Annotated in this window: 26 protein-coding genes; 13 read left to right on the forward strand and 13 right to left on the reverse strand. The window is 68.8% G+C overall.

From position 1 onward, the window contains the following. Positions 1 to 3: 3 nt before the first annotated feature. The 3 genes from RSO68_RS14440 (at position 4) to bfr (ending at position 1,440) form a co-directional block, all read left to right on the forward strand. Positions 4 to 477, forward strand: coding sequence for an RDD family protein (locus tag RSO68_RS14440; protein WP_315587094.1), 474 nt, complete (start codon positions 4 to 6; stop codon positions 475 to 477). A gap of 118 nt (positions 478 to 595) precedes the next feature. Then, positions 596 to 802: a (2Fe-2S)-binding protein gene (locus RSO68_RS14445; protein WP_089852017.1), complete on the forward strand. Its 207-nt coding sequence runs from the start codon at positions 596 to 598 to the stop codon at positions 800 to 802. 155 nt (positions 803 to 957) lie between these two features. Beyond that, the gene (gene bfr, locus RSO68_RS14450; RefSeq protein WP_089852016.1) at positions 958 to 1,440 is read left to right on the forward strand and encodes a bacterioferritin; all 483 of its coding nucleotides are present in this window, start codon (positions 958 to 960) and stop codon (positions 1,438 to 1,440) included. Positions 1,441 to 1,524: 84 nt separating this feature from the next. Here the strand turns inward: bfr and RSO68_RS14455 are convergent, their stop codons facing one another. From RSO68_RS14455 to RSO68_RS14470, 4 genes are all read right to left on the reverse strand, one after another. Further along, entirely contained in the window at positions 1,525 to 1,749 is a 225-nt protein-coding gene (locus tag RSO68_RS14455) for a DUF1653 domain-containing protein (protein WP_089852014.1), read from the reverse strand. Positions 1,750 to 1,804: 55 nt separating this feature from the next. Beyond that, positions 1,805 to 2,635, reverse strand: a complete 831-nt coding sequence (tcdA, locus tag RSO68_RS14460) for a tRNA cyclic N6-threonylcarbamoyladenosine(37) synthase TcdA (protein ID WP_315587096.1) — start codon at positions 2,633 to 2,635, stop codon at positions 1,805 to 1,807. A 4-nt stretch (positions 2,636 to 2,639) separates the two neighbouring features. Then, complete coding sequence (locus RSO68_RS14465) at positions 2,640 to 3,389, reverse strand: pseudouridine synthase (protein ID WP_315587097.1); 750 nt, start codon at positions 3,387 to 3,389, stop codon at positions 2,640 to 2,642. 117 nt (positions 3,390 to 3,506) lie between these two features. Then, positions 3,507 to 3,983 carry a peroxiredoxin gene (locus tag RSO68_RS14470; protein ID WP_315587098.1) on the reverse strand — a complete coding sequence of 159 codons (477 nt, stop codon included), beginning with the start codon at positions 3,981 to 3,983 and terminating at the stop codon, positions 3,507 to 3,509. 295 nt (positions 3,984 to 4,278) lie between these two features. On the opposite strand from RSO68_RS14470, the gene aceK reads away from it, so the two are divergent. From aceK to RSO68_RS14490, 4 genes are all read left to right on the forward strand, one after another. Beyond that, positions 4,279 to 6,024: a bifunctional isocitrate dehydrogenase kinase/phosphatase gene (gene aceK, locus RSO68_RS14475; RefSeq protein ID WP_315587099.1), complete on the forward strand. Its 1,746-nt coding sequence runs from the start codon at positions 4,279 to 4,281 to the stop codon at positions 6,022 to 6,024. Positions 6,025 to 6,121: 97 nt separating this feature from the next. Further along, entirely contained in the window at positions 6,122 to 6,541 is a 420-nt protein-coding gene (locus RSO68_RS14480; protein ID WP_315587100.1) for a SpoIIAA family protein, read from the forward strand. 233 nt (positions 6,542 to 6,774) lie between these two features. Then, positions 6,775 to 7,515, forward strand: coding sequence for an SIR2 family NAD-dependent protein deacylase (locus RSO68_RS14485; RefSeq protein ID WP_089850107.1), 741 nt, complete (start codon positions 6,775 to 6,777; stop codon positions 7,513 to 7,515). A 52-nt stretch (positions 7,516 to 7,567) separates the two neighbouring features. Further along, a complete protein-coding gene (locus RSO68_RS14490) occupies positions 7,568 to 8,320 on the forward strand; it encodes a tRNA-uridine aminocarboxypropyltransferase (protein WP_315587101.1) in 753 nt (250 codons plus the stop codon). 126 nt (positions 8,321 to 8,446) lie between these two features. Here RSO68_RS14490 and RSO68_RS14495 read toward each other — a convergent pair whose 3' ends face one another. From RSO68_RS14495 to def, 7 genes are all read right to left on the reverse strand, one after another. Then, positions 8,447 to 9,685 (reverse strand): TraB/GumN family protein, encoded by a 1,239-nt coding sequence (locus RSO68_RS14495; RefSeq protein ID WP_315587102.1) that lies wholly within the window; start codon positions 9,683 to 9,685, stop codon positions 8,447 to 8,449. Between the two features lie 276 nt (positions 9,686 to 9,961). Beyond that, the gene (locus tag RSO68_RS14500) at positions 9,962 to 11,410 is read right to left on the reverse strand and encodes a TrkH family potassium uptake protein (RefSeq protein WP_315587103.1); all 1,449 of its coding nucleotides are present in this window, start codon (positions 11,408 to 11,410) and stop codon (positions 9,962 to 9,964) included. 43 nt (positions 11,411 to 11,453) lie between these two features. Next, the gene (trkA, locus tag RSO68_RS14505; protein ID WP_089850100.1) at positions 11,454 to 12,827 is read right to left on the reverse strand and encodes a Trk system potassium transporter TrkA; all 1,374 of its coding nucleotides are present in this window, start codon (positions 12,825 to 12,827) and stop codon (positions 11,454 to 11,456) included. Positions 12,828 to 12,944: 117 nt separating this feature from the next. After that, positions 12,945 to 13,151 (reverse strand): dodecin, encoded by a 207-nt coding sequence (locus RSO68_RS14510; protein WP_315587104.1) that lies wholly within the window; start codon positions 13,149 to 13,151, stop codon positions 12,945 to 12,947. Between the two features lie 35 nt (positions 13,152 to 13,186). Beyond that, positions 13,187 to 14,533: a 16S rRNA (cytosine(967)-C(5))-methyltransferase RsmB gene (gene rsmB / locus RSO68_RS14515; protein ID WP_315587105.1), complete on the reverse strand. Its 1,347-nt coding sequence runs from the start codon at positions 14,531 to 14,533 to the stop codon at positions 13,187 to 13,189. Beyond that, entirely contained in the window at positions 14,530 to 15,519 is a 990-nt protein-coding gene (gene fmt, locus RSO68_RS14520) for a methionyl-tRNA formyltransferase (protein ID WP_315587106.1), read from the reverse strand. The genes rsmB and fmt overlap by 4 nt, the downstream gene beginning before the upstream one ends. Before the next feature lie 135 nt (positions 15,520 to 15,654). Beyond that, positions 15,655 to 16,167, reverse strand: coding sequence for a peptide deformylase (gene def / locus RSO68_RS14525; protein ID WP_315587107.1), 513 nt, complete (start codon positions 16,165 to 16,167; stop codon positions 15,655 to 15,657). Positions 16,168 to 16,336: 169 nt separating this feature from the next. On the opposite strand from def, the gene RSO68_RS14530 reads away from it, so the two are divergent. The 5 genes from RSO68_RS14530 to aroE are packed head-to-tail and all read left to right on the forward strand — an operon-like array spanning position 16,337 to position 20,981. Next, on the forward strand, positions 16,337 to 17,440 hold the full coding sequence (locus tag RSO68_RS14530) for a LysM peptidoglycan-binding domain-containing protein (protein ID WP_315587108.1): 1,104 nt from the start codon (positions 16,337 to 16,339) through the stop codon (positions 17,438 to 17,440). Between the two features lie 44 nt (positions 17,441 to 17,484). Continuing rightward, positions 17,485 to 18,582 (forward strand): DNA-processing protein DprA, encoded by a 1,098-nt coding sequence (gene dprA, locus RSO68_RS14535; protein WP_315587109.1) that lies wholly within the window; start codon positions 17,485 to 17,487, stop codon positions 18,580 to 18,582. Positions 18,583 to 18,640: 58 nt separating this feature from the next. Then, on the forward strand, positions 18,641 to 19,198 hold the full coding sequence (locus RSO68_RS14540) for an L-threonylcarbamoyladenylate synthase (protein ID WP_315587110.1): 558 nt from the start codon (positions 18,641 to 18,643) through the stop codon (positions 19,196 to 19,198). Between the two features lie 29 nt (positions 19,199 to 19,227). Beyond that, complete coding sequence (gene hemF / locus RSO68_RS14545; protein ID WP_315587111.1) at positions 19,228 to 20,157, forward strand: oxygen-dependent coproporphyrinogen oxidase; 930 nt, start codon at positions 19,228 to 19,230, stop codon at positions 20,155 to 20,157. Next, a complete protein-coding gene (aroE, locus tag RSO68_RS14550) occupies positions 20,154 to 20,981 on the forward strand; it encodes a shikimate dehydrogenase (protein ID WP_315587112.1) in 828 nt (275 codons plus the stop codon). Before hemF ends, aroE begins: the two co-directional genes overlap by 4 nt. Before the next feature lie 16 nt (positions 20,982 to 20,997). On the opposite strand, the gene RSO68_RS14555 is transcribed toward aroE, so the two are convergent. Both RSO68_RS14555 and RSO68_RS14560 read right to left on the reverse strand, forming a co-directional pair. Further along, complete coding sequence (locus RSO68_RS14555; RefSeq protein WP_089850079.1) at positions 20,998 to 21,258, reverse strand: hypothetical protein; 261 nt, start codon at positions 21,256 to 21,258, stop codon at positions 20,998 to 21,000. Positions 21,259 to 21,275: 17 nt separating this feature from the next. Further along, positions 21,276 to 22,076 carry a M48 family metallopeptidase gene (locus tag RSO68_RS14560; protein WP_089850077.1) on the reverse strand — a complete coding sequence of 267 codons (801 nt, stop codon included), beginning with the start codon at positions 22,074 to 22,076 and terminating at the stop codon, positions 21,276 to 21,278. A gap of 133 nt (positions 22,077 to 22,209) precedes the next feature. Here RSO68_RS14560 and RSO68_RS14565 point away from each other — a divergent pair, with 133 nt between their 5' ends. Beyond that, complete coding sequence (locus RSO68_RS14565; protein WP_315587113.1) at positions 22,210 to 23,094, forward strand: ATP-binding protein; 885 nt, start codon at positions 22,210 to 22,212, stop codon at positions 23,092 to 23,094.

The following is a 23,094-nucleotide window of genomic DNA, read 5'->3' on the forward strand; positions in this document are numbered from 1 at the left end:
TTCATGCAGCGACGTTTCGATCGACTCGATGAAGTCTGGCCGGCCGGCCTCGGCCGGCGGCTGGGCGCCATGCTCTACGACGGCCTGCTGGTGATGGCGATCTGGATCGTCATCACCGCGCTGCACCTGGCGGTGGTGCGGCTGGTGCTGGCGGTGCCGGCCGAGCAGGTCGGCCTGGGCGCCGCCCAGGTGCTCTCCCTGCGCCTGCTGATGGCACTCGGGGCCTTCGTGTTCTTCGCCTTCTTCTGGACGCGGGGCGGCATGACCCTGGGCATGCAGGCCTGGCGGCTCAGGGTGCAGACCCTCGATGGCTGCTCGATCACCGCCTTCCAGGCGCTGCAGCGCTTCCTGGTGGCGACCGTCTCGCTGGCGGCCTTCGGCCTCGGATACCTGTGGATCCTCTTCGACGACGAGAAGCGCAGCTGGCCGGACATCGTCTCCGGCACCCGCGTGGTGGTGCTGCCCAAGACCCGCTGAGCGCCTCGGCAGCGTCGGGCCAGAAAACCTGATATCGATCAGATTTTCACCGCACGGCGCTTGCGGTTACCCATGCGAATCATTTACATTCACTTCATGATCAGCGTGAGGTGATGACATGTACGTGTGTCTCTGCAAGAACGTGACCGACCATCGAATTCGCGGCGCCGTCGAGGAGGGCGCACGCAGCTGGCGCGAGGTCCAGCAGCAGACGGGGTGCGCGACCCAGTGCGGCAAGTGTGCCAGCACGGGCAAGGACATCACCCGCGAGGCCATCAAGGCTGAGATGAATAACGCCGCCGAATGGCTCGCTTACGCCGTGTGAAAGAAATCGCTATCGTTCGCCTTTGTTTTTACAAGCCCATGATTTGATTGAGTTATCTCTGGCGGTGTTTACACTGTGACGCCACGGGCTAGCCAGGCCGTCGCGCCCATGCCAAGCTGGAATCGTGTACTGACAACCGTGATCGAGGTAATGAGATGAAAGGCGACAGCAAGGTCATCGAGCACCTGAATACCGCGCTCGGCAATGAGCTGGTGGCGATCAACCAGTACTTCCTGCATGCCAAGATGTACAAGGACTGGGGCCTGAAGGCGCTGGCCAAGTGGGAGTACGACGAGTCCATCGAGGAGATGAACCACGCCGACAAGCTGATCGAGCGGATCCTGTTCCTCGAGGGCGTTCCCAACCTGCAGGACCTGGGCAAGCTGCACATCGGCGAGAACGTGCGTGAGATGCTCGAGAGCGACCTCAAGATCGAGCACGAGGGCCGCCAGGACTATATCGAGGCGATCACCTACTGCGAGCAGGTCAAGGACTACGTCAGCCGCGACCTCTTCCGCGACATCCTCGCCGATGAGGAAGATCACATCGATCATATCGAGACCGAGCTGGGTCTGATCGACAAGGTCGGTATCGAGAACTACCTGATGAAGCAGATGCAGGAAGCCGGCGACGAGTAACGCTCTCGCTACGACGGCTCGAGCCGATCACAAAGCGCCCCGTGGCCTGTTGCCACGGGGCGCTTTCGCGTCTGAGGGCCTGGCTTACGGGAAGGCCTTTTCCAGGGCGAAGCGCGGCACCGGCTCGCCCTGCACCTCGACGGTCTCCAGGAACATGTCCAGCGGGCGCGTCCAGAGCCCGTAGTCGCCGTAGAGCGCGCGATAGACCACCAGCGGCTCCTCGGTCTCGCTGTGCCGGGCGACCCCGAGCACCTCGTAGAGCGGACCCTTATAGTGGCGGTAGATGCCGCGGGGGGCTTTCTTGTCCATGGCAGCGGTTCCTCTGCTGGTGTGATGACCGGGAAGGTGAATCAGTAAGGACGATTCAGGAGGTGGCGGCGGCCTGTTTCGCCAGCCGGCCAAGCACTCGGGAGGCGGCGGTGAAGCCGAAACTGCCGGTGACGAAGGTGGCCGCGCCGAAGCCCGAGGCGCAGTCGAGCCGAGTCGCCTCCCCCTCGCCGGGCTTCTGGAAGCAGACCTCGCCGTCGCTGCCCGGGTAGACCAGCTGCTCGTCGGAGTAGACGCACTCCACCGAGAAGCGCCGCTTGGGATTGCGCGAGAAGCCGAAGTCGCGGCGCAGACGGGCACGCACCTTGGCCAGCAGCGGGTCGTGCTCGGTGCGGGTCAGGTCGGCCACCCGGATGCGGGTGGGATCGGTCTGGCCGCCGGCGGCGCCGGTCACCACGATCGGCAGCTTGCGGCGCTTGCACCAGGCGATCAGCGCCGCCTTGGCGACCACGCTGTCGATGGCATCGACCAGCTGATCGGCATCCTCGGGGATGCGCTGTGCCAGGTTGGTGGGCGTCACGAAGGCGCTGTCGGCCACCACCTCGATGCCCGGCTGGATGGCTCGGCAGCGCTCGGCCAGCACCTCCACCTTGGGGCGACCGATGGTGCCGTTCAGAGCGTGCAGCTGGCGATTGACGTTGGAGACGCAGACGTCGTCCAGGTCGATCAGCGTCAGCTTGCCGATCCCCGAGCGCGCCAGCGCCTCCACCGTCCAGCTGCCCACGCCGCCCACGCCCACCACCACCACGTGGGCGGTGCGGAAGCGCTCGGCGGCTCGACGGCCATAGAGCCGGCGGATGCCGCCGAAGCGGGCCTCGAAGTCGTCGGGAACGGAAGAGGGCGAAGCGAGCGGGGCGGAATCGGTCATGGCATCACGCTTGAGAGGGGGAGCGGGTTGCTGTCGGCAGGTGGCCGGTCCACCCGAACCGTTCGAAGAGGGCCGTCATGGTGGCGTCCAGCGGGCAGTGGAGGTCCAGGCGCTCACCGCTGACCGGATGATCGAGGGCCAGGCCCACGGCGGCCAGCAGCAGGCGGGGACAGGCCAGCTGCTCGGCGAAGAAGCGGTTGTGGTTGCCCTTGCCGTGCTTGGCATCGCCGATGATCGGGTAGCCGCGCCGCGAGAGGTGCCGGCGAATCTGGTGGCGACGGCCGGTGAGGGGGCGCGCCTCCATCAGCGAATAGCGGCTCTGGGGGTAGCGGTCCACGCGCACCGGCAGCTCCACGCTGTCGAGCCGGCGGACCTCGGTCACCGCTTCCATGGCGGGCATCTCCGCCTTGGGCCGGCGGCCATCCTCCTCGCGCAGCGGGTAGTCCAGGCGCTCCTGCGCCGGGCCGACGCCGCGCACCACCGCCAGGTAGCGCTTGCTGACTCGTCGCTCGGTGAAGGCCGCCTGCAGCGACGCCGCGATCTCGGGATTCAGGGCGAAGACGATCACCCCGGAGGTGGGGCGATCCAGGCGGTGCACCGGGTAGACTCGCCGGCCCAGCTGGTTGCGCAGGCGCTGCAGCAGGAACTCGCGCTCGCCGCGGGCCAGCGCGCTGCGGTGCACCAGCAGGCCGGCCGGCTTGTGCACGGCGACCAGGTGGTCATCCTGATAGAGAAGGCTGAGCGGTGGCGTCATCGGAGCATCGGGGCCGGGACAAGGGGGCGCCATTGTCGCCCCCCGGCGCCGCGCTGTCATCCCGGCTGTGCCCGCTCACGCCACGCTCATGCTGTCACGCCCCTGGCGGGCTCGAGCCTAGAGCTTGGCCAGCACGGTCTCGGCGCTGCTCGCCTCGACGCCCTTCTCGTCGATGCCGAGGTACTCCACCACGCCGTCGTTGGCGATCAGGGCGAAGCGCTTGCAGCGCAGGCCCATGCCGCCGCCGGAGGCGTCAAGCTCCATGCCCAGGGCGCGGGTGAACTCGGCGTTGCCGTCGGCCAGCATGGTCATGGCCTGGGCGTTCTGATCCTTCTGCCAGGCATCCAGCACGAAGGCATCGTTCACCGCCATGCAGGCGATGGCATCCACGCCCTTGTCAAAAAGCTTGTCGGCATTGACCACGAAGCCCGGCATGTGGGTGTTGGAGCAGCCCGGTGTGAAGGCGCCGGGCACGGCGAAGAGCACCACCCGCCGGCCGGCGAAGAAGTCGCCGGTAGAGAGGTCCTCGGGGCCCTTGGCGCCGTTGGTCTTGAGGGTGATGTCGGGAATCTTGTCGCCCTTGGCTATCGTCATGGGGTGTTTCCTTGTCTTGAAAGTCGGTCGTTAGGATCGGTCGTCAAGCGTCGTCGCGAAACGCGCGGCATGGCATGTCGGCGCGTCGCGGCACGCCGCGAGTCTGCCCCGACAGTGTGGGGGGCTTGCCGGCGGTTCGCCAAGGGGCAAGCCGCCCCTTTCGCCAAGAGCCTCGAGCCACCGGCGCCTTTCGCCTGGATAAGCTCGACGGTCGGCGGGGGACACCACCATGGTCGGCTCGTCTTGCGCGACACGATTCGGCATGCTGAACGCGACTGTTGCCCGGAGCCCGACCATGTCGCATTCGCCCGCCTATCGCCTAGCCGCCACGGTGCTGCACGGCTTCGACGAATATCGCTCGCGCTTCAAGCAGATCACCGACGACGCCAGTCGGCGTTTTCGCGATGCCGCCTGGCGCGAGGCCCAGCGGGCCTCGGCGGAGCGCATCGACCTCTACGACGAGAAGGTCCAGGACACCCTGGTGCGTCTCAGGCGCACCCTCGACGACGAGCAGCTGACCCACTGCGTGTGCTGGCAGGAGGCCCGCGGGCACTATGCCGAGCTGATCGATCAGCGGCTCGACTACGAACTCGCCGAGACCTTCTTCAACTCGATGTTCTGTTCGCTGTTTCACCATCGCCACATCCGCAACGACTGGATGTTCGTCTACAGCTCCCGGGAGCGGGCGGCGCACCATTCCGGCCTCGAACTGTGTCGCCTGCGGCGGGTGCGCGGAGACTGGGCGGAGGGCCTCGCCTGGGCGCTCGGCGAGGCGCGCTTCGAGACGCCCTTCGTCGACCTGGCGCGCGACGTCGAGCTCGGCAGCGAGGTGCTGAGACGGCTGCTGCCCGCGGCCATCCAGGAAGATCCCGAGGCCGAGATCGAGCTGATCAAGAGCGTCTTCTATCGCAACAAGGGCGCCTACCTGGTCGGGCGGGTGCTGGGCGGCGGCGAGCAGGTGCCGCTGGTGCTGCCGGTGCTGCACCGCGAGGGCGAGGGGCTGCACCTGGATACGCTGCTGATCGAGCCCGAGGAGGTCTCGATCATCTTCTCCTTCACCCGCGCCTACTTCCAGGTCAAGGTGGTGGTACCCAGCGAGTTCGTGCACTACCTCCAGGAGCTGATGCCCGACAAGCCCCAGGGCGAGCTGTATGCCGCCATCGGCTTCTTCAAGCACGGCAAGACCGAGTTCTTCCGCGCCCTGAACCGCCAGGTAGCCCGGCGGGAGGATCAGTTCATCATTGCCCCGGGGGTGCGTGGCATGGTCATGGCCGTGTTCGTGCTGCCCTCCTTTCGCACCGTGTTCAAGATCATCAAGGACCGCTTCGACCCGAGCAAGGAGATGACCGCCGAGAACGTCCGCGACAAGTATCGCCTGGTCAAGCGCCACGACAGGGTAGGGCGCATGGCCGATACCCAGGAATTCTCCAACTTCATCGCCCGCCAGGACCATTTCGATCCCGAGTGCCTGGCGCATCTGCTCGAGGTGGCGCCATCCACCGTCTATCTGCGCGGCGACAAGGTGATCATCAAGCACTGTTATACCGAGCGCATGATGACCCCGCTCAATCTCTACCTGGAGACCTGCGACGAGGCGGAGACCCGGACGGTGCTCAAGGATTACGGCAACGCCATCAAGCAGATGGCCGCCGCCAATATCTTCCCCGGTGACATGCTGCTGAAGAACTTCGGGGTGACTCGCCACGGGCGGGTGATCTTCTACGACTACGACGAGATCACCTATCTCACCGAGTGCCACTTCCGGCACATCCCCGAGCCCATGTATCCGGAGCAGGAGCTCGCCGACGAGCCCTGGTACTCGGTGGGACCCAATGATGTGTTCCCCGAGGAATTCGGCCCCTTCCTGTTCGCCGACGTGCGGCTTCGCAGGCTCTTCTTCCAGCTGCATCCGGAACTCTTCGATGCCGACTACTGGAAGGGACTGCAGCAAGCCATACTCGACGGCCGCGTGATCGACGTCTATCCGTATCGCAACAAGCGCCGCTTCGCCGGCGACGATGACAACGGCCTGGTCCATTAGCCGGGTCACCTAGTCAGCTCCAGGCCGAGCCGAGCCACGCTATGCTGAAAGCCACCGAGCCTGCTTTGACACTCAATCAACGCCAAGGAGAGCGCCCATGCTGGACCTCATTTCCCACCCTGCGGAGCATGTCGTGGCGATGAAGGCGAGTGGCGTCGTCACGGCCCAGGAGTTGCAGCCCGCCATCGATGCCATCGAAGCTGCCAAGCAGGCCCATTCCCGGGTCAGCATGGTGGTCGAGATCGACGGGCTTCGCTGGATGACCCTGACCGCCCTGCTGAAGGATGTCGGCTACGGCCTGACCCAGCTTGGCGATCTCGAGCATTACCACCGGGCCGCCGTCGTCACCGACCAGCAGTGGATCAAGCACCTCGCCCATCTGGAGGAGCGGCTGTTCAAGGCTGTGGAGATCCGCACCTTTTCCAGGCGCGAGCACGCCGAGGCCATGGCCTGGGCCGCTGAGCTGCCCAAGGGGGACCACGAGGACCCCGAGGAAGATGGCTACCATGGCGCCTGACCGTGCCGTCTTGCCGACAAGGATGCCAGCCTTGCCAACGGGTGGGGCTGGAGGTGTCGTTGCCGGGATCTCGAGCGCCTGTGATCCGGTTGATGGAGCCGCCGGCAGGGCGGTGACCTTCTGGTCGCACCGGGGCTCGGAGTGGTAGTTTCGGGCGGTGGCAAGTCTTGAATATTGAGGGTCGCTGGCGATGGAGAGTGAGTCGCTGGCGCCCAAGCGGCGAGAGGTGGTGAATGGTCGAGCAGCGAGCGCCGCATCTGGTGGTGTTCACCGGGGCGGGGATCAGTGCCGAGAGCGGTATCCAGACCTTCCGCGCCAGCGACGGCCTGTGGGCCGACCATCCGGTCGAGGAGGTCGCCACCCCCGAAGGCTGGCGGCGCGATCCAGAGCGGGTGCTGCGCTTCTACGACCAACGCCGCGACCAGGTGCGCCGGGCCCGTCCCAATGCCGCCCACAAGGCGCTGGCGAGCCTCGAGAAGCAGGGCTTCGCGGTCAGCATCATCACCCAGAACATCGACGACCTGCACGAGCGCGCCGGCTCGCGCCGGGTGCTGCACCTGCACGGCGAGATCCTCAAGGCGCGTTCCACGGTGGATGCGCGCATGCACTACCCGCTGCCCCGCGGCGGTATCCGCCTCGGCGATCTCTGCGACAAGGGAAGCCAGCTGCGCCCCGACGTGGTGTGGTTCGGCGAGGGCGTGCCGCATTTCGCTGATGCCTGCGAGACCGTGGCCCGGGCCGACCTGCTGCTGGTGGTGGGCACCTCGCTTGCGGTGATGCCGGCCGCGGCACTGCTCGAGCATACTCCCCTGGATGCGCCCTGCGTGCTGGTCGACCCCGAGGCCAGTGCCCTGGCGCCGCCCGGCACGGCGGGGCTCGAGCAGCCCGCCGGCAAGGGCGTGCCCGCCCTGGTGCGCCACTGGAAGCGCGAGCGGCGCCTGTGGCTGCCGGAGGCGCTGCTGGGCGAGGCATGATGCGGGCGGCATGCTAGAATGCCGCCCCCTTCGCCGCCGGGATCACGCCAGCATGCAGGACGACACCTTCAATGACGCCGTCATCGAGCGCGACCCCGCTACCGGTCATCCGCGGCCGCCGCGGCGCGAGTTCAAGGCCCGCGGCAGCTTCGTGACGCGCTGCGAGGGCTGCCACCTGCCGGCGCTTAACTGCCTGTGTCCCTATCGGGTCAGCGCCGAGAGCGAGGCGAAGGTGTGGCTGTTGACCCATCCGCTGGAACACCACAAGCCGACCAACACCGGCCGGCTGATCGCTGACGTGCTGAGCGATACCGAAGTCTTCACCTGGTATCGCACGGCGCCGGACGCGCGGCTGCTGGCGCTGCTCGATGACGAGCGCTTCGATCCCTTCGTGATCTTCCCCGACGACCAGCCCGACTATACCGACCGCGTGGTGGGCATGGAGCGCGTTGCGGCCGGCAAGCAGTCGGGCCGGGTGCCGGTCTTCATCATCCTCGACGGCACCTGGCGCCAGGCGCGGCGCATCTTCCGCAAGAGCCCCTATCTCGAGCGGCTGCCGGTGCTGCCGCTGGCCACCGAGCGGCTGACTCGCTATCGGCTGCGCAAGCCGGCCTCGGCGGCCCACCTGTGCACCGCCGAGGTGGCCATCGAGCTGCTGCGCCAGTCAGGCGATCGTGAGGCGGCCGAGGTGCTCGACGACACCTTCGACGCCTTCAACGACAGCTACGCCGCCAGCCGGCGCCACCACAAGCTCGAGGCACCCACGCCAGCGATGCGGCGACTGCTGGAGCGAGCCGCTCGCTAGGAGCCTGCGACGGGGCGTTCTGCTGCTTCTCATGTCATGCACGGGCTCGCCGTGTCTCATCAGGCGATCCGCCATCGCCTGAGTCGCGATGACGGGCGCCTTCCCGTCCGGCGTCTGGCGGCGGAATCAGCCGCCGAACAGCTTGCCGGCGATGCGAAAGCCGGCGATCCAGGTGCCGGCGGCGGAGCCGAGGGTGGCGGTGAGGAATACCAGCAGGGTGCGTGACACCCGGTTGCGCCACCAGCCCTTGAGCTCGGTGACGTCGTGTCGCAGGGTCGAGAAGTCGCGCACCTTGGGCTTGCGCAGCCACAGCTCGACGCCGGCAGCCACGAAGCCGGCGCCGACGGTGGGGTTGAGCGAGGTCAGCGGGGCGGCGACGAAGGTGGCGGCGACCGTGAGCGGATGCGCCAGGGCGACCAGGGTGGCGGCGCCGGAGAGCACGCCGTTGATCAGGAACCACTCCACCACCAGCTGCCAGCCGAGCTCGGTGTTGCGCGAGAAGCCGATGGCGAAGCCGGTCAGCACCAGCGCGGTGATTGCCCAGGGCAGCGCCTTCCAGACCTTCGACGGCGGCGGCGTGGCCTCCAGGGCCTCGCGCTCCGGATACGGCGCCTCGGGCAGCGGCTGTTCCAGGTGTTCGGCCATGCCCTTCATGTGGCCGGCACCGACCACCACCAGCACGCTTCGGTAGCGGCCGGGCGCGGCGTCCTCCGCCAGGCGCAGCACCATGTAGCGGTCGCGCTCGCTGATCAGCGGCTCGTAGAGCGAGGCCGATTCGGCGGCGAACTCGCTGAAGGTGGACTCCAGGACGTCGCCCTCCTTGAGCCGCTCGATCTCCTCGGCGGAGACCTGCTGGCGCGAGAGCACGCTGCCGAGCAGCCCCGAGAACAGCGAGAAGCGCTGCCACCAGGGCACGTTGTGATAGATGCGCTTGAGGGTGATGCCCACGTCGCGGTCGATCAGCAGCAGCGGCAGGTCGGCGTCGCGGCTCTCCTCCAGGGCGGCGCGCATCTCGGCGCCCGGCTCGATCCCCGACTGCTCGGCAACGCGCTGCTGGAAGGCGCCCAGTGCCAGGCTGGCGGCGACCATGCCGGCCTTGCCCTGGCGAAAGATCTGGAACAGGTCCTGCTCGCCCAGGGCGTCGGGGTTGGTCAGGCTGTGGTGGCGCGAGTCGCACAGCTCGATGGCCACGGCATCGAACTCGCCGGAGCGGATCAGCGCGCGCACGTCCGCGGCGCTCTCGGCGGAGACGTGGGCAGTGCCCAGCAGGGTGTAGCGGGTCTCGCCCACCACGAGGTCCTGGCGCGGGCCGCTGGTGGTCGCGTCCTGCGGGGGAGTGATCACGGAGTCCTGGGAGTCGGTCATGGACGCTCGGGCTGTGGGGATGGAGGCTCGATTATCCACGAAGCGCCGAGGCAGGCCAAACCCGCCGCGACGCTTGCACGCTGTCTACTCCATTGCCGGTAGAGACATTGACGAGGCCGACTCGTCGACAGCTCCCGGGGTGCCGGACCATCGAGGGGCGCTGTGAACCCCTCCCTGGGCGCTACCTTTGCCATCCATGGCAAAGGACCCCCTCTTCGACCTGCCCCCGGCGCCCCTCGACCGTTCCAACGTCATAGTTCTGGTGCAGGATGTGGCCTACTTGCGCCAGAAGGCCGGGGTAAACAGCACCAGCACGGTGAAGATCTCCAGGCGGCCCAGCAGCATTGCCACCACCAGGATCCACTTGGCCAGGCTTGGCAGGTCGCCGTAGTGCGCGCTGGCCTCGCCCAGCGCCGGGCCGAGGTTGTTGAGCGCCGAGCCCACGGTGGACCAGGCGGTGACCTGGTCCACCCCGGTGGCCATCACCCCCACCAGCATCAGGAAGAACAGCATCACGTAGGCGGAGAAGAAGCCCCACACCGCCTGGGCGATGCCGTCGGGCACGCTGACCTTGCCGATCTTCACCGTGATCACCGCATTGGGGTGGATCAGGCGCATCACCTCGCGCATGCCCTGCTTGAGGATCAGGATGATACGGATCACCTTCATGCCGCCGCCAGTGGAGCCGGAGCAGCCGCCGACGAAGGCCGCGACGAACAGCAGGAAGGGCAGGGCGCCCGGCCAGGTGGAGAAGTCCGCCACCGCGAAGCCGGCCGTGGTGGCCACCGAGACCACCTCGAACACCGCGTGGCGCAGCCCCTGGGCGGTGGAGTAGATGTCGGTCAGCCACAGTGACACCGCGGTGATGATCGTCAGGCCGCTCAGGAAGAGCATCAAAAAGCGCGCCTCGGGATCCTGAAAGTAGTGGGTCAGGCTGCGCTGGCGCCAGGCCAGAAAGTGCAGGCTGTAGCTGAAGGCCGAGATCAGCAGGAAACCGGTGCAGATCATCTCGATGGCGGCGCTGTCGAAGTAGCCGATGCTGGCGTCGTAGGTCGAGAAGCCGCCGATCGCCACGGTGGAGAAGCTGTGTCCCAGGGCGTCGAACCAGTCCATGCCGGCGGCCATGTAGGCGAGCATGCAGGCGACGGTCAGGGAGGCGTAGATGTACCACAGCGCCTTGGCGGTCTCGGTGATGCGCGGCGTGAGCTTGGAGTCCTTGAGCGGCCCCGGGATCTCGGAGCGATAGAGCGCCATGCCGCCGACCCCCAGGGTCGGCAGGATGGCCACGGCCAGCACCACGATCCCCATGCCGCCCAGCCACTGCAACTGCTGTCGATAGTAGAGCACCGCCTTGGGCAGGAACTCGATGCCGGTGATCACCGTGGCGCCGGTGGTGGTCAGCCCCGAGAAGGACTCGAACACCGCATCGGTGGGCGACAGGGCCGTGTCGCCGGTAAGCATCAGTGGCAGCGAGCCGAACAGTCCCAGCACGCTCCAGAACAGCGCCGCGATCAAGAAGCCGTCGCGGGTGCGCAGCTCCTTGAGGGCATGGCGATTGGGCAGGTACATCACCGCCCCGGTGGCTACGGTGATGCCAATGGCCACCGCGAAGGCCTGCCACATGCCGTCCTGGTACAGCAGCGAGATCAGGATGGGCGGCACCATGGTCAGGCTGAACATCATCAGCAGCAGGCCCAGGATGCGCAGGATCATGCGCAGGCTCATCGGGCGGCTCTCCTCGGGTCGCCGGGGGGGTCGAGACGGGCCATCAGAAGAACGTCAGCCCGACCTGGAAGAGCCGCTCGACGTCGCGCAGCCGACGCTTGTCGATCACGAACAGGATGACGTGGTCGCCGGACTGGACCACCACGTCGTCGTGGGCGATCAGCACCTCCTTGCCGCGCACCACCGCACCGATGGTGGTGCCCTGGGGCAGGTCGATCTCGCCGATGGCGCGGCCCACCACCTTCGATGACTGGGTGTCGCCGTGGGCGATCGCCTCGATGGCCTCGGCGGCGCCGCGGCGCAGCGAGTGGACGTTGACGATGTCGCCGCGGCGCACGTGGGTCAGCAGGCTGCCGATGGTGGCCTGCTGGGGGGAGATGGCGATGTCGATCTCGCCGCCCTGCACCAGGTCCACGTAGGCGGCGTTGTTGATCAGCGTCAGCACCTTCTTGGCGCCCATGCGCTTGGCCAGCATCGACGACATGATGTTGACCTCGTCGTCGTTGGTCAGGGCGCAGAAGATGTCGCAGTCCTCGATGTTCTCTTCCTCGAGCAGCCGCTTGGCGGTGGCGCTGCCGTGCAGCACCACGGTGCGGTCGAGGCGTTCGGAGAGCTGGGTGCAGCGATTGAGGTCGTGCTCGATGATCTTGACCTGGTGGCTGTGCTCCAGGTGTTCGGCGAGGCGTTCGCCGATGTTGCCGCCGCCAGCGATCATCACTCGGCGGAAGTCGCGGTCGAGGCGGCGCAGTTCGCTCATCACCGCGCGGATGTCGCGGCGGGCGGCGATGAAGAAGACCTCGTCGTCGGCCTCGATCACGGTGTCGCCGCGGGGGATGATCGGCCGGTTGCGGCGGTAGATGGCCGCCACTCGAGTATCGACGCTGGGCATGTGGCGGCGCAGGAAGCCCAGCTCCTGGCCGACCAGCGGGCCGCCGTAGAAGGCCTTGACCGCGACGAGCTGCACCAGGCCGCTGGCGAACTCCAGCACCTGCAGGGCGCCGGGGTGCTCGATCAGCCGGCGGATATGGTCGGTGACCACCTGCTCGGGACTGATCAGCACGTCGATCGGTACCGCATCGTGGGCGAACAGCCCCTTGCGGGTGAGGTAGGCGGTGGCGCGCACCCGGGCGATCTTGGTGGGGGTGCGAAACAGCGTGTGCGCCACCTGGCAGGCGATCATGTTGACCTCGTCGGAGTTGGTCACCGCGATCAGCATGTCGGCGTCCTCGCCGCCGGCCTGGCGCAGCACCATCGGGTAGGAACCGGCGCCGGACACCGTGCGGATGTCGAGCCGGGTATGCAGCTCGCGCAGGCGTTCACCGTCGGTGTCCACCACCGTGATGTCGTTCTCTTCCCGGGCCAGGTGTTCGGCCAGGGTGCCGCCGACCTGGCCGGCGCCCAGAATGATGATCTTCATCGATGTGCTATCCGCTCTGGTCAGACCCGGGGGATCGAAAGCGGCGCACCGTGTGCGCCGCAGCATACCGAGGCAAGCCTAAATCAGCCGTCGGCAGAAGAACAGGCCGCACCGACTTCAGTCCAGGGTGAAGCCGACCTTGATGGTGACCTGCCAGTGGGCGACTCGAGCGTGCTCGATGTGGCCGCGGGTCTCCGTGACCTCGAACCAGCGCATGCCGTGCAGGCTCTCTGCTGCCTTGGTCAGGGCGTTCTGGACGGCGCTCTCGATGTCCTTCTCCGAGGACCCCGTCAGCTCGATATGCTTATAGGTATGGTGGCTCATGCAACCTCCTGTCTGGTGAGTCGGGCGCCCCGCGATCAGGCGGGACGCTTCCCCAGTCTGGCATAGAAGAACCCGTCATGACTGTCGGGCTCGGGCAGCAGCTGGCGGCCGGCGCCCGCGGCGCGGCCCCAGCCCAGGTCGGCCGGCATGGTGACCTCGGCATCGGGGGTGCGCGCCAAAAAGGCGTCGATCTGCTCGGCGTTCTCCGCGGGCAGTACCGAGCAGGTGGCATAGAGCAGGGTGCCGCCCGGGGCCAGCAGCGGCCAGAGGTTGTCGAGAAGGCGGGCCTGCAGCTCGGCCAGCTTGGTGATGTCCGAGGGGCGACGCAGCCGCTTGATGTCCGGGTGGCGGCGGATCACGCCGCTGCCGGAGCAGGGCGCGTCGAGCAGGATGGCGTCGAAGGGCGTGCCGTCCCACCAGTCGCGCAGGGTGGCGTCGCCGGCGGCCAGGGTCGCTTCGAGCCCCAGCCGGGAAAGGGTGTCCTCGACCCTGGCCAGGCGCACGTCGTCGCTGTCGACGGCCTGCAGGTCGAGATCGAAGAGCTCCAGCAGGTGGGCGGTCTTGCCGCCCGGGGCGCAGCAGGCGTCAAGCACGCGGGCGCCGGGGCGCGGGGCGAGCGACGGGCCGAGCAGCACGGCGGCCAGTTGAGCCGCCTCGTCCTGAATGCTGACGTGGCCCTCGGCGAAGCCGGGGAGCGTCTCGACATCGCACGGCGTCTCCAGCGTCAGACCGTCCGGGGCGTGCAGGCAGAGGCGCGCCTGGAGGCCGGCACTGTCGAGACGGTCCAGGTACATCTCACGGTCGCCGTGGCGGCGGTTGACGCGCAGCGTCATGGGGCCGGCCAGGTTGTTGGCCTCGCAGATGGCCTGCCAGTCGTCCGGCCAGGCCTGGCGCAGGATCTTGAGCCACCACTTGGGGTGCAGCAGGGCCACCGCCGGGTCGCGGTCCACCTCGGCCTGGAGCTCGGCGCTCTCGCGCTGCAGGCGGCGCAGGCAGCCGTTGAGCACCCGGGTGGCCCACTCCTTGCCGAGCAGGCGCGCGGCGCCGGCGGTCTCGCCCACGGCGGCATGGGCCGGAATGCGCAGGTAGAGCTGCTGGTAGATGCCGAGCAGCAGCAGCGCCTGGACATCGGCGTCGCGGGCCTTGAACGGCTTGGCCAGCAGCGTGTTGGCCAGCGCCTCGAGCCGCGGCAGGGCGCGGCAGGCGCCGTAGCACAGCGCCTTGAACAGGGCGCGGTCCCGGGCGACCACCTGATGGTCGTCGAGGCCAGCGAGTGAGCCCTTGCCGGCGATCACCGGGGCGAGGGCGCGGGCGGCGGCGGCGCGGACGGCCAGGCCGTTATCGCCCGTCTTGGCGCCGCGGGCTTGGGTCTTCTGGCTCATGCCGGGCTCTCCTCGTCGTGGTGTCCCAGGCGGGTGCCGGGGGTAAATCGCTCGGCGCGGGCCTTGAGCAGCTCGCGCACCGCCATGGCCTTGCCGCCGGGGAGCTGGGCGCGGCTCACCGCCAGCACCTGGTCGCCGGCCTCGCCGCAGGCGATGCGCAGGGTCTCGGCCGACGGCGAGAGCAGGGTGCCGGGGCGACTCGCTGCCCCGTCCGGCGCCGCGGGTTCGCCGTGGGCCATCAGCAGGCGCAGGCGCTCCTCGCCCAGCGCGCACCAGGCCACCGGCCAGGGATTGAAGGCGCGGATCCGCGCGGCCAGCTCCTCGGCCGGGCGGTGAAAGTCGAGCTCCGCCTCGGGCTTGGAGAGCTTGGCGGCGTAGGTGACGCCCCCCGCGGGCTGGGGCGTGGCGGCGAGTCCCTCGCCGGCCAGCGCCTCCAGGGTCTCGATCAGAGCCTCGCCGCCCAGGCTCGCCAGGGTGTCGTGGAGCTCGCCGCCGGTGGTGGTGGCGGTGATCGGCGTGCGCTTGATCAGCAGCATGTCGCCGGTATCCAGGCCCGCGTCCATCTGCATGATGGTCACGCCGCTCTCGTCATCGCCGGCTTCGATGGCCCGCTGGATAGGCGCGGCCCCGCGCCAGCGCGGCAGCAGAGAGGCGTGCACGTTGAGACAGCCGCGCGGGGGGATATCGAGTACGGCCTGGGGCAGGATGAGGCCGTAGGCCACCACCACCATGATATCGGCCTCGAGGGCCGCCAGTTCCGCCTGAACCTCGGGAGGCTTCAGGCTCGCGGGCTGATGGACCGGCAGATCATGGCGCAGCGCCAGCGCCTTGACGGGGCTCGGGGTCAGCTTGCGGCCGCGGCCCGCCGGGCGGTCCGGCTGGGTATAGACGGCGATGACGTCATGGCGGCTCGCCAGCAGCGCCGACAGGCTCTCGGCGGCGAAGTCGGGAGTGCCGGCGAAGATGACGCGCAGGGGTCGGGACATGTTGAGGGCCTTGCCAGTGGGCGATGGTGCTCATGATAACGGAGGCGGCCGGAAACGACGAAGGCCGACGTGAAAACGTCGGCCTTCGAGGGCTGTAGAAGCGAGCAGGGCGGCGCCGCTGGGCGCAACCGAGCGTCAGGCCGGCTGCATCTGCCTATGGCGCTTCTGCATCTTCTTCATCACCCGGTCACGCTTGAGCGGCGAGAGGTAGTCGACGAACAGTACGCCTTCCAGGTGATCGAACTCGTGCTGGATGCAGTGGGCGAGCAGCCCCTCGGCCTCGAGTTCATAGAGCTTGCCGTCACGGTCCAGGGCCTTCAGGTGCACCTTAAGGGCGCGCGGGACCTCGGCGTAGTACTCGGGTATCGACAGACACCCCTCCTGCATCGGGTCGCGCTCGTCGCCGATGGGCGTGTATTCGGGGTTGATGAGCACCAGCGGGCTCGAGCGGTCGTCGCTGACGTCCATGACGATGACCCGGCGATGGACGTCCACCTGGGTCGCGGCGAGACCGATGCCACTGGCGTCGTACATGGTCTCGAGCATGTCATCGACAAGCCGGCGCACCTCGTCGTCGACCGTCTCGACCGGCGTGGCTACGGTGCGCAGCCGCTCGTCGGGAAATTCGAGGATGGGTAATTTGGCCATGGCGTTGGAATCACCGTTATGCTGTCATTTACAGGATGACGCTATTCTAGGTGCGCGCGATCAACGGCGAAACCGTTGAACGTGCATCGCATCGAAAGCCTCTGACTATATCATGTCGCCAACGTTCCATGGATGACCGGCGCGGGGCAGCCACCCGGGGAGAGCAGGGATGAAACACACAGGACGTGCGAAGCGCTGGTCTCGGCGAATCAAGGTGGGGCTTGGTGCCGCCTTGATGGGCGGGATGCTCGGCCTTCCCCTGGTCCATGCCCAGGGGCTCTCCTGGGACAACGGCCTGAGGGGCGATGCCCCGGATCGCTACACCGTGGTGCAGGGCGATACCCTGTGGAACATCTCCGGTCGCTTCCTGCGCCACCCGTGGCAGTGGCCGTCGGTCTGGCAGGTCAATCCGCAGATCGAAAATCCCCATCTGATCTACCCCGGCGATGTCGTCTACCTCTACGACTGCAATGGTCGGGCCTGTCTTGGCCTGGAGCGCGGTCAGGGCGTGGTGCGGCTGTCGCCGAAGGTGCGCACCGCGCCGCATCGTGAGGCCATCGAGCCGATTCCGCTGGACGCCGTGCGCCACTTCCTGCGCGATCATCGCGTGATCGAGGATCCCGAATCGCTGGACGAGCTGGCCTACGTGGTCGCCGGTGACGACGGCCGGCTGGTCAGCGGCCGCGGCGATCGCCTCTACGCCCGCGGGCGTGTCGAAGGTGGTGGCCGCGTCGGCCTCTATCGAGTCGGCGAACGCTACGTCGACAGCGCTACCGGCGAGTCGCTTGGCCTCGAACTCGAGAGCGTCGGCGAGGCGCGTCGGCTGCGCCAGGAGGACGACATCGTGGTGATGGAGGTGACCGCTTCCCGCCAGGAGATCCGCGATGACGATATCGCACTGCCCCTCGAGGATCGCCGCCTGGTGACCGAGTTCCTGCCCCGGGCGCCCGACCGCGAGATTGACGGCCACCTCCTGGCGGTGCCGGGCGGCGTGCGCTTCATCGGGCCGCTGCAGGTGGTGGCGCTCGATCGCGGCCGCCGCGACGGCCTGGAAACGGGGCACGTGCTGAGGGTCGAACAGCGCGGCGAGCTGGTCGACGATCCGCGCACCGGCGAGCCGCTGCGCCTGCCCGGCGAGGAGGCCGGCCTGGTGATGGTCTTCCGACCCTATGAAAAGATGAGCTACGGCTTGGTGATGGAGGCCAGCCGCCCCCTCTCGGTGGGCGATCGCATCCACAGCCCCCAGCGCCAACCGGACACGGCGCTGCGCTAGTGGCCAACCCTAGAACAGCCTCTGACATCGTGAAGGCAGATACGATGCAGTCTCGCGAGTGGCGTGCCCTGGCCCGGTTGCCCGGCGTCGGATCTCGACGGCTCGGCGAGCTTCTGGCGGCGCGCCCCGACTGGCCGGCGGGCGTTCTCGCCGCGCTGCCCCGGGAGGCCGCCACGGCCCTGCGGCTGTGGCTCGATCATCCCGCGCGCAGCCCCCTCACCGCCGAGCTCGACGCCGAGGAGGCCTGGCTCGCCGCCGGGCCCGCCCGTCACCTGCTCCATCCGGGGCATCCCCGCTGGCCGCGACTGCTCGATCAGATCGCCGATCCGCCGCCGGTACTCTGGGCGATGGGCGATCTCGCCGCGCTCGCGCCGCCGCGCCTCGCCATGGTCGGTTCCCGCCGCTCCACCCGCGAGGGGCTCACCAACGCTGCCGGCTTCGCCAGGGAATTCGCCGGGCGCGGCTGGTGCGTGGTCAGCGGTATGGCGCTGGGCATCGATGCCGCCGCCCAAGAGGCCGCTCTGGAGGCCGGCGGCACCAGCGTCGCGGTGCTGGGCTGCGGCGTCGACGTGGTCTATCCGCCGCGCCACCACCGCTTGCATCGGCGGCTGCAGGAGACGGGCGGGCTGCTGCTCTCCGAGCATCCCCCCGGTACCCGGGCACGAGCCGGCTTCTTTCCGCGGCGCAATCGCATCGTCACCGGCCTGTCGCTTGGGGTGCTGGTGGTCGAGGCCGCCGAGAAGAGCGGCTCGCTGGTCAGCGCCCGCCTGGCCCTCGAGCAGAACCGCGAGGTCTTCGCCCTGCCCGGTTCCATCCACAACCCCATGGCGCGCGGCTGCCTGCAGCTGATTCGCGATGGCGCCGTGCTGGTGCGCCAGGTCGACGACATCCTCGCCGAGCTGAGCCAGTGGTCCGCGGCGACTGACGTCGCACCCGCCGCGACTCCCGATCCGATCGAGGCCCGGGAAGACTCGCTGCTGCGCTGGCTGAGCGACACGCCCACCCCGGTGGATGTTCTGGTGTCGCTGACCGGACGCGGCGTCTCCGACTGCCAGCGCGGCCTGCTGGAACTCGAGCTCGAGGGTGCCGCGACCCAGGCCGCCGGCGGCTGGGTGCGCCTGCCGACCCGCCCGGGAGCGTGATAGCATACGCCTCCCCGGATGCCGCCTCGCGGCATCGAAAGCCGAGGCGAGGAGACCCATGAACGAGGCCAGCGCGCTTGCCGATGCCGTCGCCGCCCTGCGGGCCGGCGGCGTGATCGCCTACCCCACCGAGGCCGTCTGGGGCCTCGGCTGCGACCCCGACAACGAGGCGGCGCTTTCGCGCCTGCTGCGCCTCAAGGCGCGCGACCCGGCCAAGGGCGTGATCCTGGTGGCCGCGAGCATCGCCCAGTTCGCGCCCTGGCTCGAGGGACTCACGGCGGCACAGCGCGCGCCGCTGGAAGCGAGCTGGCCGGGCCCCACGACCTGGCTGGTGCCCGACAACGGCCGCGCCCATGCCCTGGTGCGCGGCGACCACGATCGCGTGGCGCTGCGCGTCAGCGACCATCCGCGGGTCATCGCCCTGTGCGAGGCCGTCGGCGACCCGGTGGTCTCGACCTCGGCCAACCGCGCCGGCGAGCCGCCGGCGATGAGCGCCGACGAAATCCGCCGCGTCTTCGGCGGCGAGCTCGACGCCGTCCTCGAGGGCGCACTCGGCGGGCTCGAGCGTCCCAGCACCATCCGCGACCTGGCGACCGGCCGGGTCCTGCGTTCCTGAATCACCCCGATTTTCCCCTGGAGGCACCGGTGGCCCACGCCCATCTCGATGACGTCAAGACCTACCTGCTCGACCTGCAGGACCGCCTCTGCACGGCCCTGGCCGCCGAGGACGGCGGCGACTTTCACGAGGATAGCTGGCAGCGCGAGGAGGGCGGCGGCGGTCGCTCCCGGGTGATCGAGCAGGGCCGGCTCTTCGAGAAGGGCGGCGTCAACTTTTCCCACGTGTTCGGCGCACGCCTGCCACCCTCGGCCACCGCGGCGCGTCCCGAGCTCGCCGGGCGCAGCTTCCACGCGGTGGGGGTCTCCTGGGTGCTGCACCCGGAGAACCCTCATGTGCCGACCAGCCACGGTAACGTGCGCTTCTTGATCGCCGAGAAGGTAGGCGAGGCGCCGGTGTGGTGGTTCGGCGGCGGCTACGACCTGACCCCCTACTATCCGGTGTTCGAGGACGTGGTGCACTGGCACCGGGTGGCTCGCGATGCCTGTGCGCCCTTCGGCGAGGCGGTCTATCCGCGCTACAAGGCATGGTGCGACGACTACTTCACCCTCAGGCATCGCGACGAGACGCGCGGGGTCGGCGGGCTCTTCTTCGACGACCTCAACGAGGAGGGCTTCGAGGCGAGCTTCGCCTTCCAGCGCGCGGTGGGCGACAGCTTCCTGGAGGCCTACCTGCCCATCGTGCGTCGTCGTCGCGACACGCCCTTCGGCGAGCGCGAGCGGGACTTTCAACTCTACCGGCGGGGCCGCTACGTGGAGTTCAACCTGGTGTGGGACCGCGGCACGCTGTTCGGCCTGCAGAGCGGCGGTCGCACCGAGTCGATCCTGATGTCGATGCCGCCCCTGGCGCGCTGGATCTACGACTGGAAGCCCGAGCCGGGCAGCCCCGAGGCGGCACTCGACGATTACCTCAAGCCCCGGGATTGGCTGGGCGAGGCGGCCAGGGAGGACGAAGCATGATCGATCGCTACTGCGTGTTCGGCCACCCGATCGGCCACTCGAAGTCGCCGACCATCCATGCGGCCTTCGCCGAACAGACCGGTGAGCACCTTGAGTACACCGCCATCGAGGCGCCGCTGGATGACTTCGCCGGCGCCTGGCGTGCCTTCGTGGCCGAGGGCGGGCGCGGGGCCAACGTCACCGTGCCCTTCAAGGAGGCGGCGTTCGCCCTCTGCGACACCCTGAGCGAGCGCGCCCGCCGCGCCGGCGCGGTGAATACCCTGATCCTGGGTGGCAACGGCCTGAGCGATGATTTCAAGGTCTATGGCGACACCACCGACGGCGTCGGCCTGGTGCGCGATCTCAAGCGTCACGAGGTGAGGCTTGCCGGAGCGCGGATCCTGGTGCTGGGCGCCGGCGGCGCGGTGCGCGGCGTGCTGGAGCCGCTGCTGGCGGAGGCGCCGTCGAGCGTGCGGATCGCCAACCGCACCGCGGCCAAGGCCGAGGCCCTGGCCGACGACTTCGGCGACCTGGGCACGATCGCCGGCGGCGGCTTCGAGACGGTGGGGGGGGGCTTCGATCTGGTGATCAACGGCACCAGCGCGAGCCTCGCCGGCGACCTGCCGCCGCTGCCCGACGCGCTCTTCGCCCCCGGGGCGACGGCCCACGACATGATGTACGGCGCTGCGCCCACGGTCTTCCTGCGCTGGGCCGCCGAGCGCGGCGCGCGGCCCGTCGACGGCCTGGGCATGCTGGTGGAGCAGGCCGCCGAGTCGTTCTTCCAGTGGCGCGGCAAGCGCCCCGACACCGCCCCGGTTCGCGAGGCGCTGCGCCGCGCGCTGTGAGCGCCGGGCGGCGCCCTCAGCGCCGCTTCACGTACAGCCCCACCATGCACATCGCCAGGCCGGCCACCGAGAGCAGCATGCCGCCGTTGACCAGCCAGGGGTGGCGGTCGACCCAGGGCACGAAGGGCTGGGCGGTCTCGCGGCAGACGCCGGCGCGATAGTCCCAGTGCCCCTCCTGGAGCAGCAGGCAGTCCCGCACGTCTCCCAATTCGACGAAGTAGACGCCCATCAGCACCAGGATGGGTAGTATCAGCAGCAGCAGTCCGATCTTCAGCATGAGTGTCGCGCGTTCCTTCAGGGTCGTGGGCAGTTAGGGGTGCGGCCGGTCCGACGGGCCTGCTCGTAGCGCGCCATGGCCTTGCCCAGCCCCGCTTCCAGGCCGGCGATTCGCTGCCCGTGGCTCGGGTGGGTGGAGAGCCAGGCCGGCGGGCTGGCACCGCCGGCCTGGCTCATGTTGTTCCACAGCGCGACGCTTTCCCGCGGGTCGAAGCCGGCCTCGGCCATCAGGGTCAGGCCCAGGGTATCGGCTTCGCTCTCGTGGCTGCGCGAGAAGGGCAGCAGGATGCCGTACTGGGCGCCCATGCCGAGAGCCGCCATCATGGTCTCGCCCCCGGCGCCCTGCATGCCGGCGGCCGATGAGATCGCCGACAGGCCGAGCTGGGTGGCGGTCTCGGTGGAGGCGCGCTCGTTGGCATGGCGGGCCAGCACGTGGGCGATCTCGTGGCCGATCACCGCGGCGAGCTGGTCCTGGTTGCGCGCCACGTCGAGCAGGCCGGTGTTGATGCCCACGTAGCCGCCGGGCAGCGCGAAGGCGTTGGCCTGCTCGGAGGCGAAGACCTTGACCTGCCAGTTCTGATTACGCTCCCGCTCCGGCAGGGCGCGGACCACGGCCTCGGTCACGCACTGCACGTAGCGCAGCGGTGCACCGCCGACCGTCGGCAGTTCCTGCTGGTACTGGGCGAAGGCCTGGGCCCCCATCTGGTCGAGCTGCTCGTCGGACATGAGGGTCAGCTGCGAGCGTCCGGTGGGCGAGGTGGTACAGGCGGCGAGGCTGACGCTCAGGGCGCCAACGGCAAGCATATGGGTCCAGCGCATGGTGGGCTCCTGTGGTGTCCAGGTCACTATGACGCTGGACGGGGCGTCGAGGTTCGCCACAAGATACCCCGACCACCGGTCAGGTCAACCGGGAACGCTATACGCCGTGTCTTGCATAGAGGGAGGAACCGCCATGGACGCCGAGCTCTCGCGTCGCCTGCTCACGCTGCTCGACCACCTCGAGCCCTGGCTGCCACCGCCACCGCAGGAGGTCGACTGGGCGCGGGATGTCGCCGCCCTCTGGCAGCGCCATGCCCTCGGCGGCCGGCTGCTGCCGGTGCCGCCGCGGGATGCCCTGGGGCTCGACGATCTACTCGGCATAGAGCGCCAGAAGCTCGCGCTGGTCGACAATACCCGCGCCTTCCTGCAGGGGCTGCCGGCCAACCACGCCCTGCTGTGGGGCTCGCGGGGCAGCGGCAAGTCGTCGCTGATCCGTGCCCTGCTCAACGGTCTGGCGCCCGAGGGGTTGCGCCTGGTGCAGGTCGATCGTCACGACCTCGCGGCGCTGCCGACGCTGGTGGAGCAGCTGCGCGGCGAGCCCCAGCGCTTCGTGGTCTACTGCGATGATCTGTCCTTCGAGGGCCACGACGATGCCTACAAGGCGCTCAAGAGCGTGCTCGATGGCGCCCTAACCGGGCCGCCGCCCAACGTGCTGCTCTACGCCACCTCCAACCGTCGCCACCTGCTGCCGGAGTCGATGGGTGACAACGACGCCTCGCGCCTGGTGGGCGACGAGCTGCACCACGGCGACGCCGTCGAGGAGAAGATCTCGCTCTCCGACCGCTTCGGGCTGTGGCTCGGCTTCCACCCCTTCAATCAGGACGTCTACCTGGAGGCCTGCTGTCACTGGGTCACCCAGCTGGGCAGTCGCGAGGACTGGAACGCCGAGGCCCGGGCCGAGGCGATCCGCTTCGCCACCCTGCGCGGCGGGCGCAGCGGCCGGGGCGCCTGGCAGTTCGCCACCCAGTGGGTGGGCAGGCGGCGCCTGCATGAAGGCGGTGCGCCTCGCGACGCGTGA

The organism is Halomonas saccharevitans (assembly GCF_032333995.1).
GTDB classification, from domain to species: domain Bacteria; phylum Pseudomonadota; class Gammaproteobacteria; order Pseudomonadales; family Halomonadaceae; genus Halomonas; species Halomonas saccharevitans.

Excerpts from the sequence above, each read along its gene's own strand:
- RSO68_RS14440 (WP_315587094.1), top strand. The coding sequence starts at position 4 with ATGCAGCGACGTTTCGATCGACTCGATGAAGTCTGGCCGGCCGGCCTC.
- RSO68_RS14445 (WP_089852017.1), top strand. The coding sequence starts at position 596 with ATGTACGTGTGTCTCTGCAAGAACGTGACCGACCATCGAATTCGCGGC.
- bfr (WP_089852016.1), top strand. The coding sequence starts at position 958 with ATGAAAGGCGACAGCAAGGTCATCGAGCACCTGAATACCGCGCTCGGC.
- RSO68_RS14455 (WP_089852014.1), bottom strand. The coding sequence starts at position 1,749 with ATGGACAAGAAAGCCCCCCGCGGCATCTACCGCCACTATAAGGGTCCG.
- tcdA (WP_315587096.1), bottom strand. The coding sequence starts at position 2,635 with ATGACCGATTCCGCCCCGCTCGCTTCGCCCTCTTCCGTTCCCGACGAC.
- RSO68_RS14465 (WP_315587097.1), bottom strand. The coding sequence starts at position 3,389 with ATGACGCCACCGCTCAGCCTTCTCTATCAGGATGACCACCTGGTCGCC.
- RSO68_RS14470 (WP_315587098.1), bottom strand. The coding sequence starts at position 3,983 with ATGACGATAGCCAAGGGCGACAAGATTCCCGACATCACCCTCAAGACC.
- aceK (WP_315587099.1), top strand. The coding sequence starts at position 4,279 with ATGTCGCATTCGCCCGCCTATCGCCTAGCCGCCACGGTGCTGCACGGC.
- RSO68_RS14480 (WP_315587100.1), top strand. The coding sequence starts at position 6,122 with ATGCTGGACCTCATTTCCCACCCTGCGGAGCATGTCGTGGCGATGAAG.
- RSO68_RS14485 (WP_089850107.1), top strand. The coding sequence starts at position 6,775 with ATGGTCGAGCAGCGAGCGCCGCATCTGGTGGTGTTCACCGGGGCGGGG.
- RSO68_RS14490 (WP_315587101.1), top strand. The coding sequence starts at position 7,568 with ATGCAGGACGACACCTTCAATGACGCCGTCATCGAGCGCGACCCCGCT.
- RSO68_RS14495 (WP_315587102.1), bottom strand. The coding sequence starts at position 9,685 with ATGACCGACTCCCAGGACTCCGTGATCACTCCCCCGCAGGACGCGACC.
- RSO68_RS14500 (WP_315587103.1), bottom strand. The coding sequence starts at position 11,410 with ATGAGCCTGCGCATGATCCTGCGCATCCTGGGCCTGCTGCTGATGATG.
- trkA (WP_089850100.1), bottom strand. The coding sequence starts at position 12,827 with ATGAAGATCATCATTCTGGGCGCCGGCCAGGTCGGCGGCACCCTGGCC.
- RSO68_RS14510 (WP_315587104.1), bottom strand. The coding sequence starts at position 13,151 with ATGAGCCACCATACCTATAAGCATATCGAGCTGACGGGGTCCTCGGAG.
- rsmB (WP_315587105.1), bottom strand. The coding sequence starts at position 14,533 with ATGAGCCAGAAGACCCAAGCCCGCGGCGCCAAGACGGGCGATAACGGC.
- fmt (WP_315587106.1), bottom strand. The coding sequence starts at position 15,519 with ATGTCCCGACCCCTGCGCGTCATCTTCGCCGGCACTCCCGACTTCGCC.
- def (WP_315587107.1), bottom strand. The coding sequence starts at position 16,167 with ATGGCCAAATTACCCATCCTCGAATTTCCCGACGAGCGGCTGCGCACC.
- RSO68_RS14530 (WP_315587108.1), top strand. The coding sequence starts at position 16,337 with ATGAAACACACAGGACGTGCGAAGCGCTGGTCTCGGCGAATCAAGGTG.
- dprA (WP_315587109.1), top strand. The coding sequence starts at position 17,485 with ATGCAGTCTCGCGAGTGGCGTGCCCTGGCCCGGTTGCCCGGCGTCGGA.
- RSO68_RS14540 (WP_315587110.1), top strand. The coding sequence starts at position 18,641 with ATGAACGAGGCCAGCGCGCTTGCCGATGCCGTCGCCGCCCTGCGGGCC.
- aroE (WP_315587112.1), top strand. The coding sequence starts at position 20,154 with ATGATCGATCGCTACTGCGTGTTCGGCCACCCGATCGGCCACTCGAAG.
- RSO68_RS14555 (WP_089850079.1), bottom strand. The coding sequence starts at position 21,258 with ATGCTGAAGATCGGACTGCTGCTGCTGATACTACCCATCCTGGTGCTG.
- RSO68_RS14560 (WP_089850077.1), bottom strand. The coding sequence starts at position 22,076 with ATGCGCTGGACCCATATGCTTGCCGTTGGCGCCCTGAGCGTCAGCCTC.
- RSO68_RS14565 (WP_315587113.1), top strand. The coding sequence starts at position 22,210 with ATGGACGCCGAGCTCTCGCGTCGCCTGCTCACGCTGCTCGACCACCTC.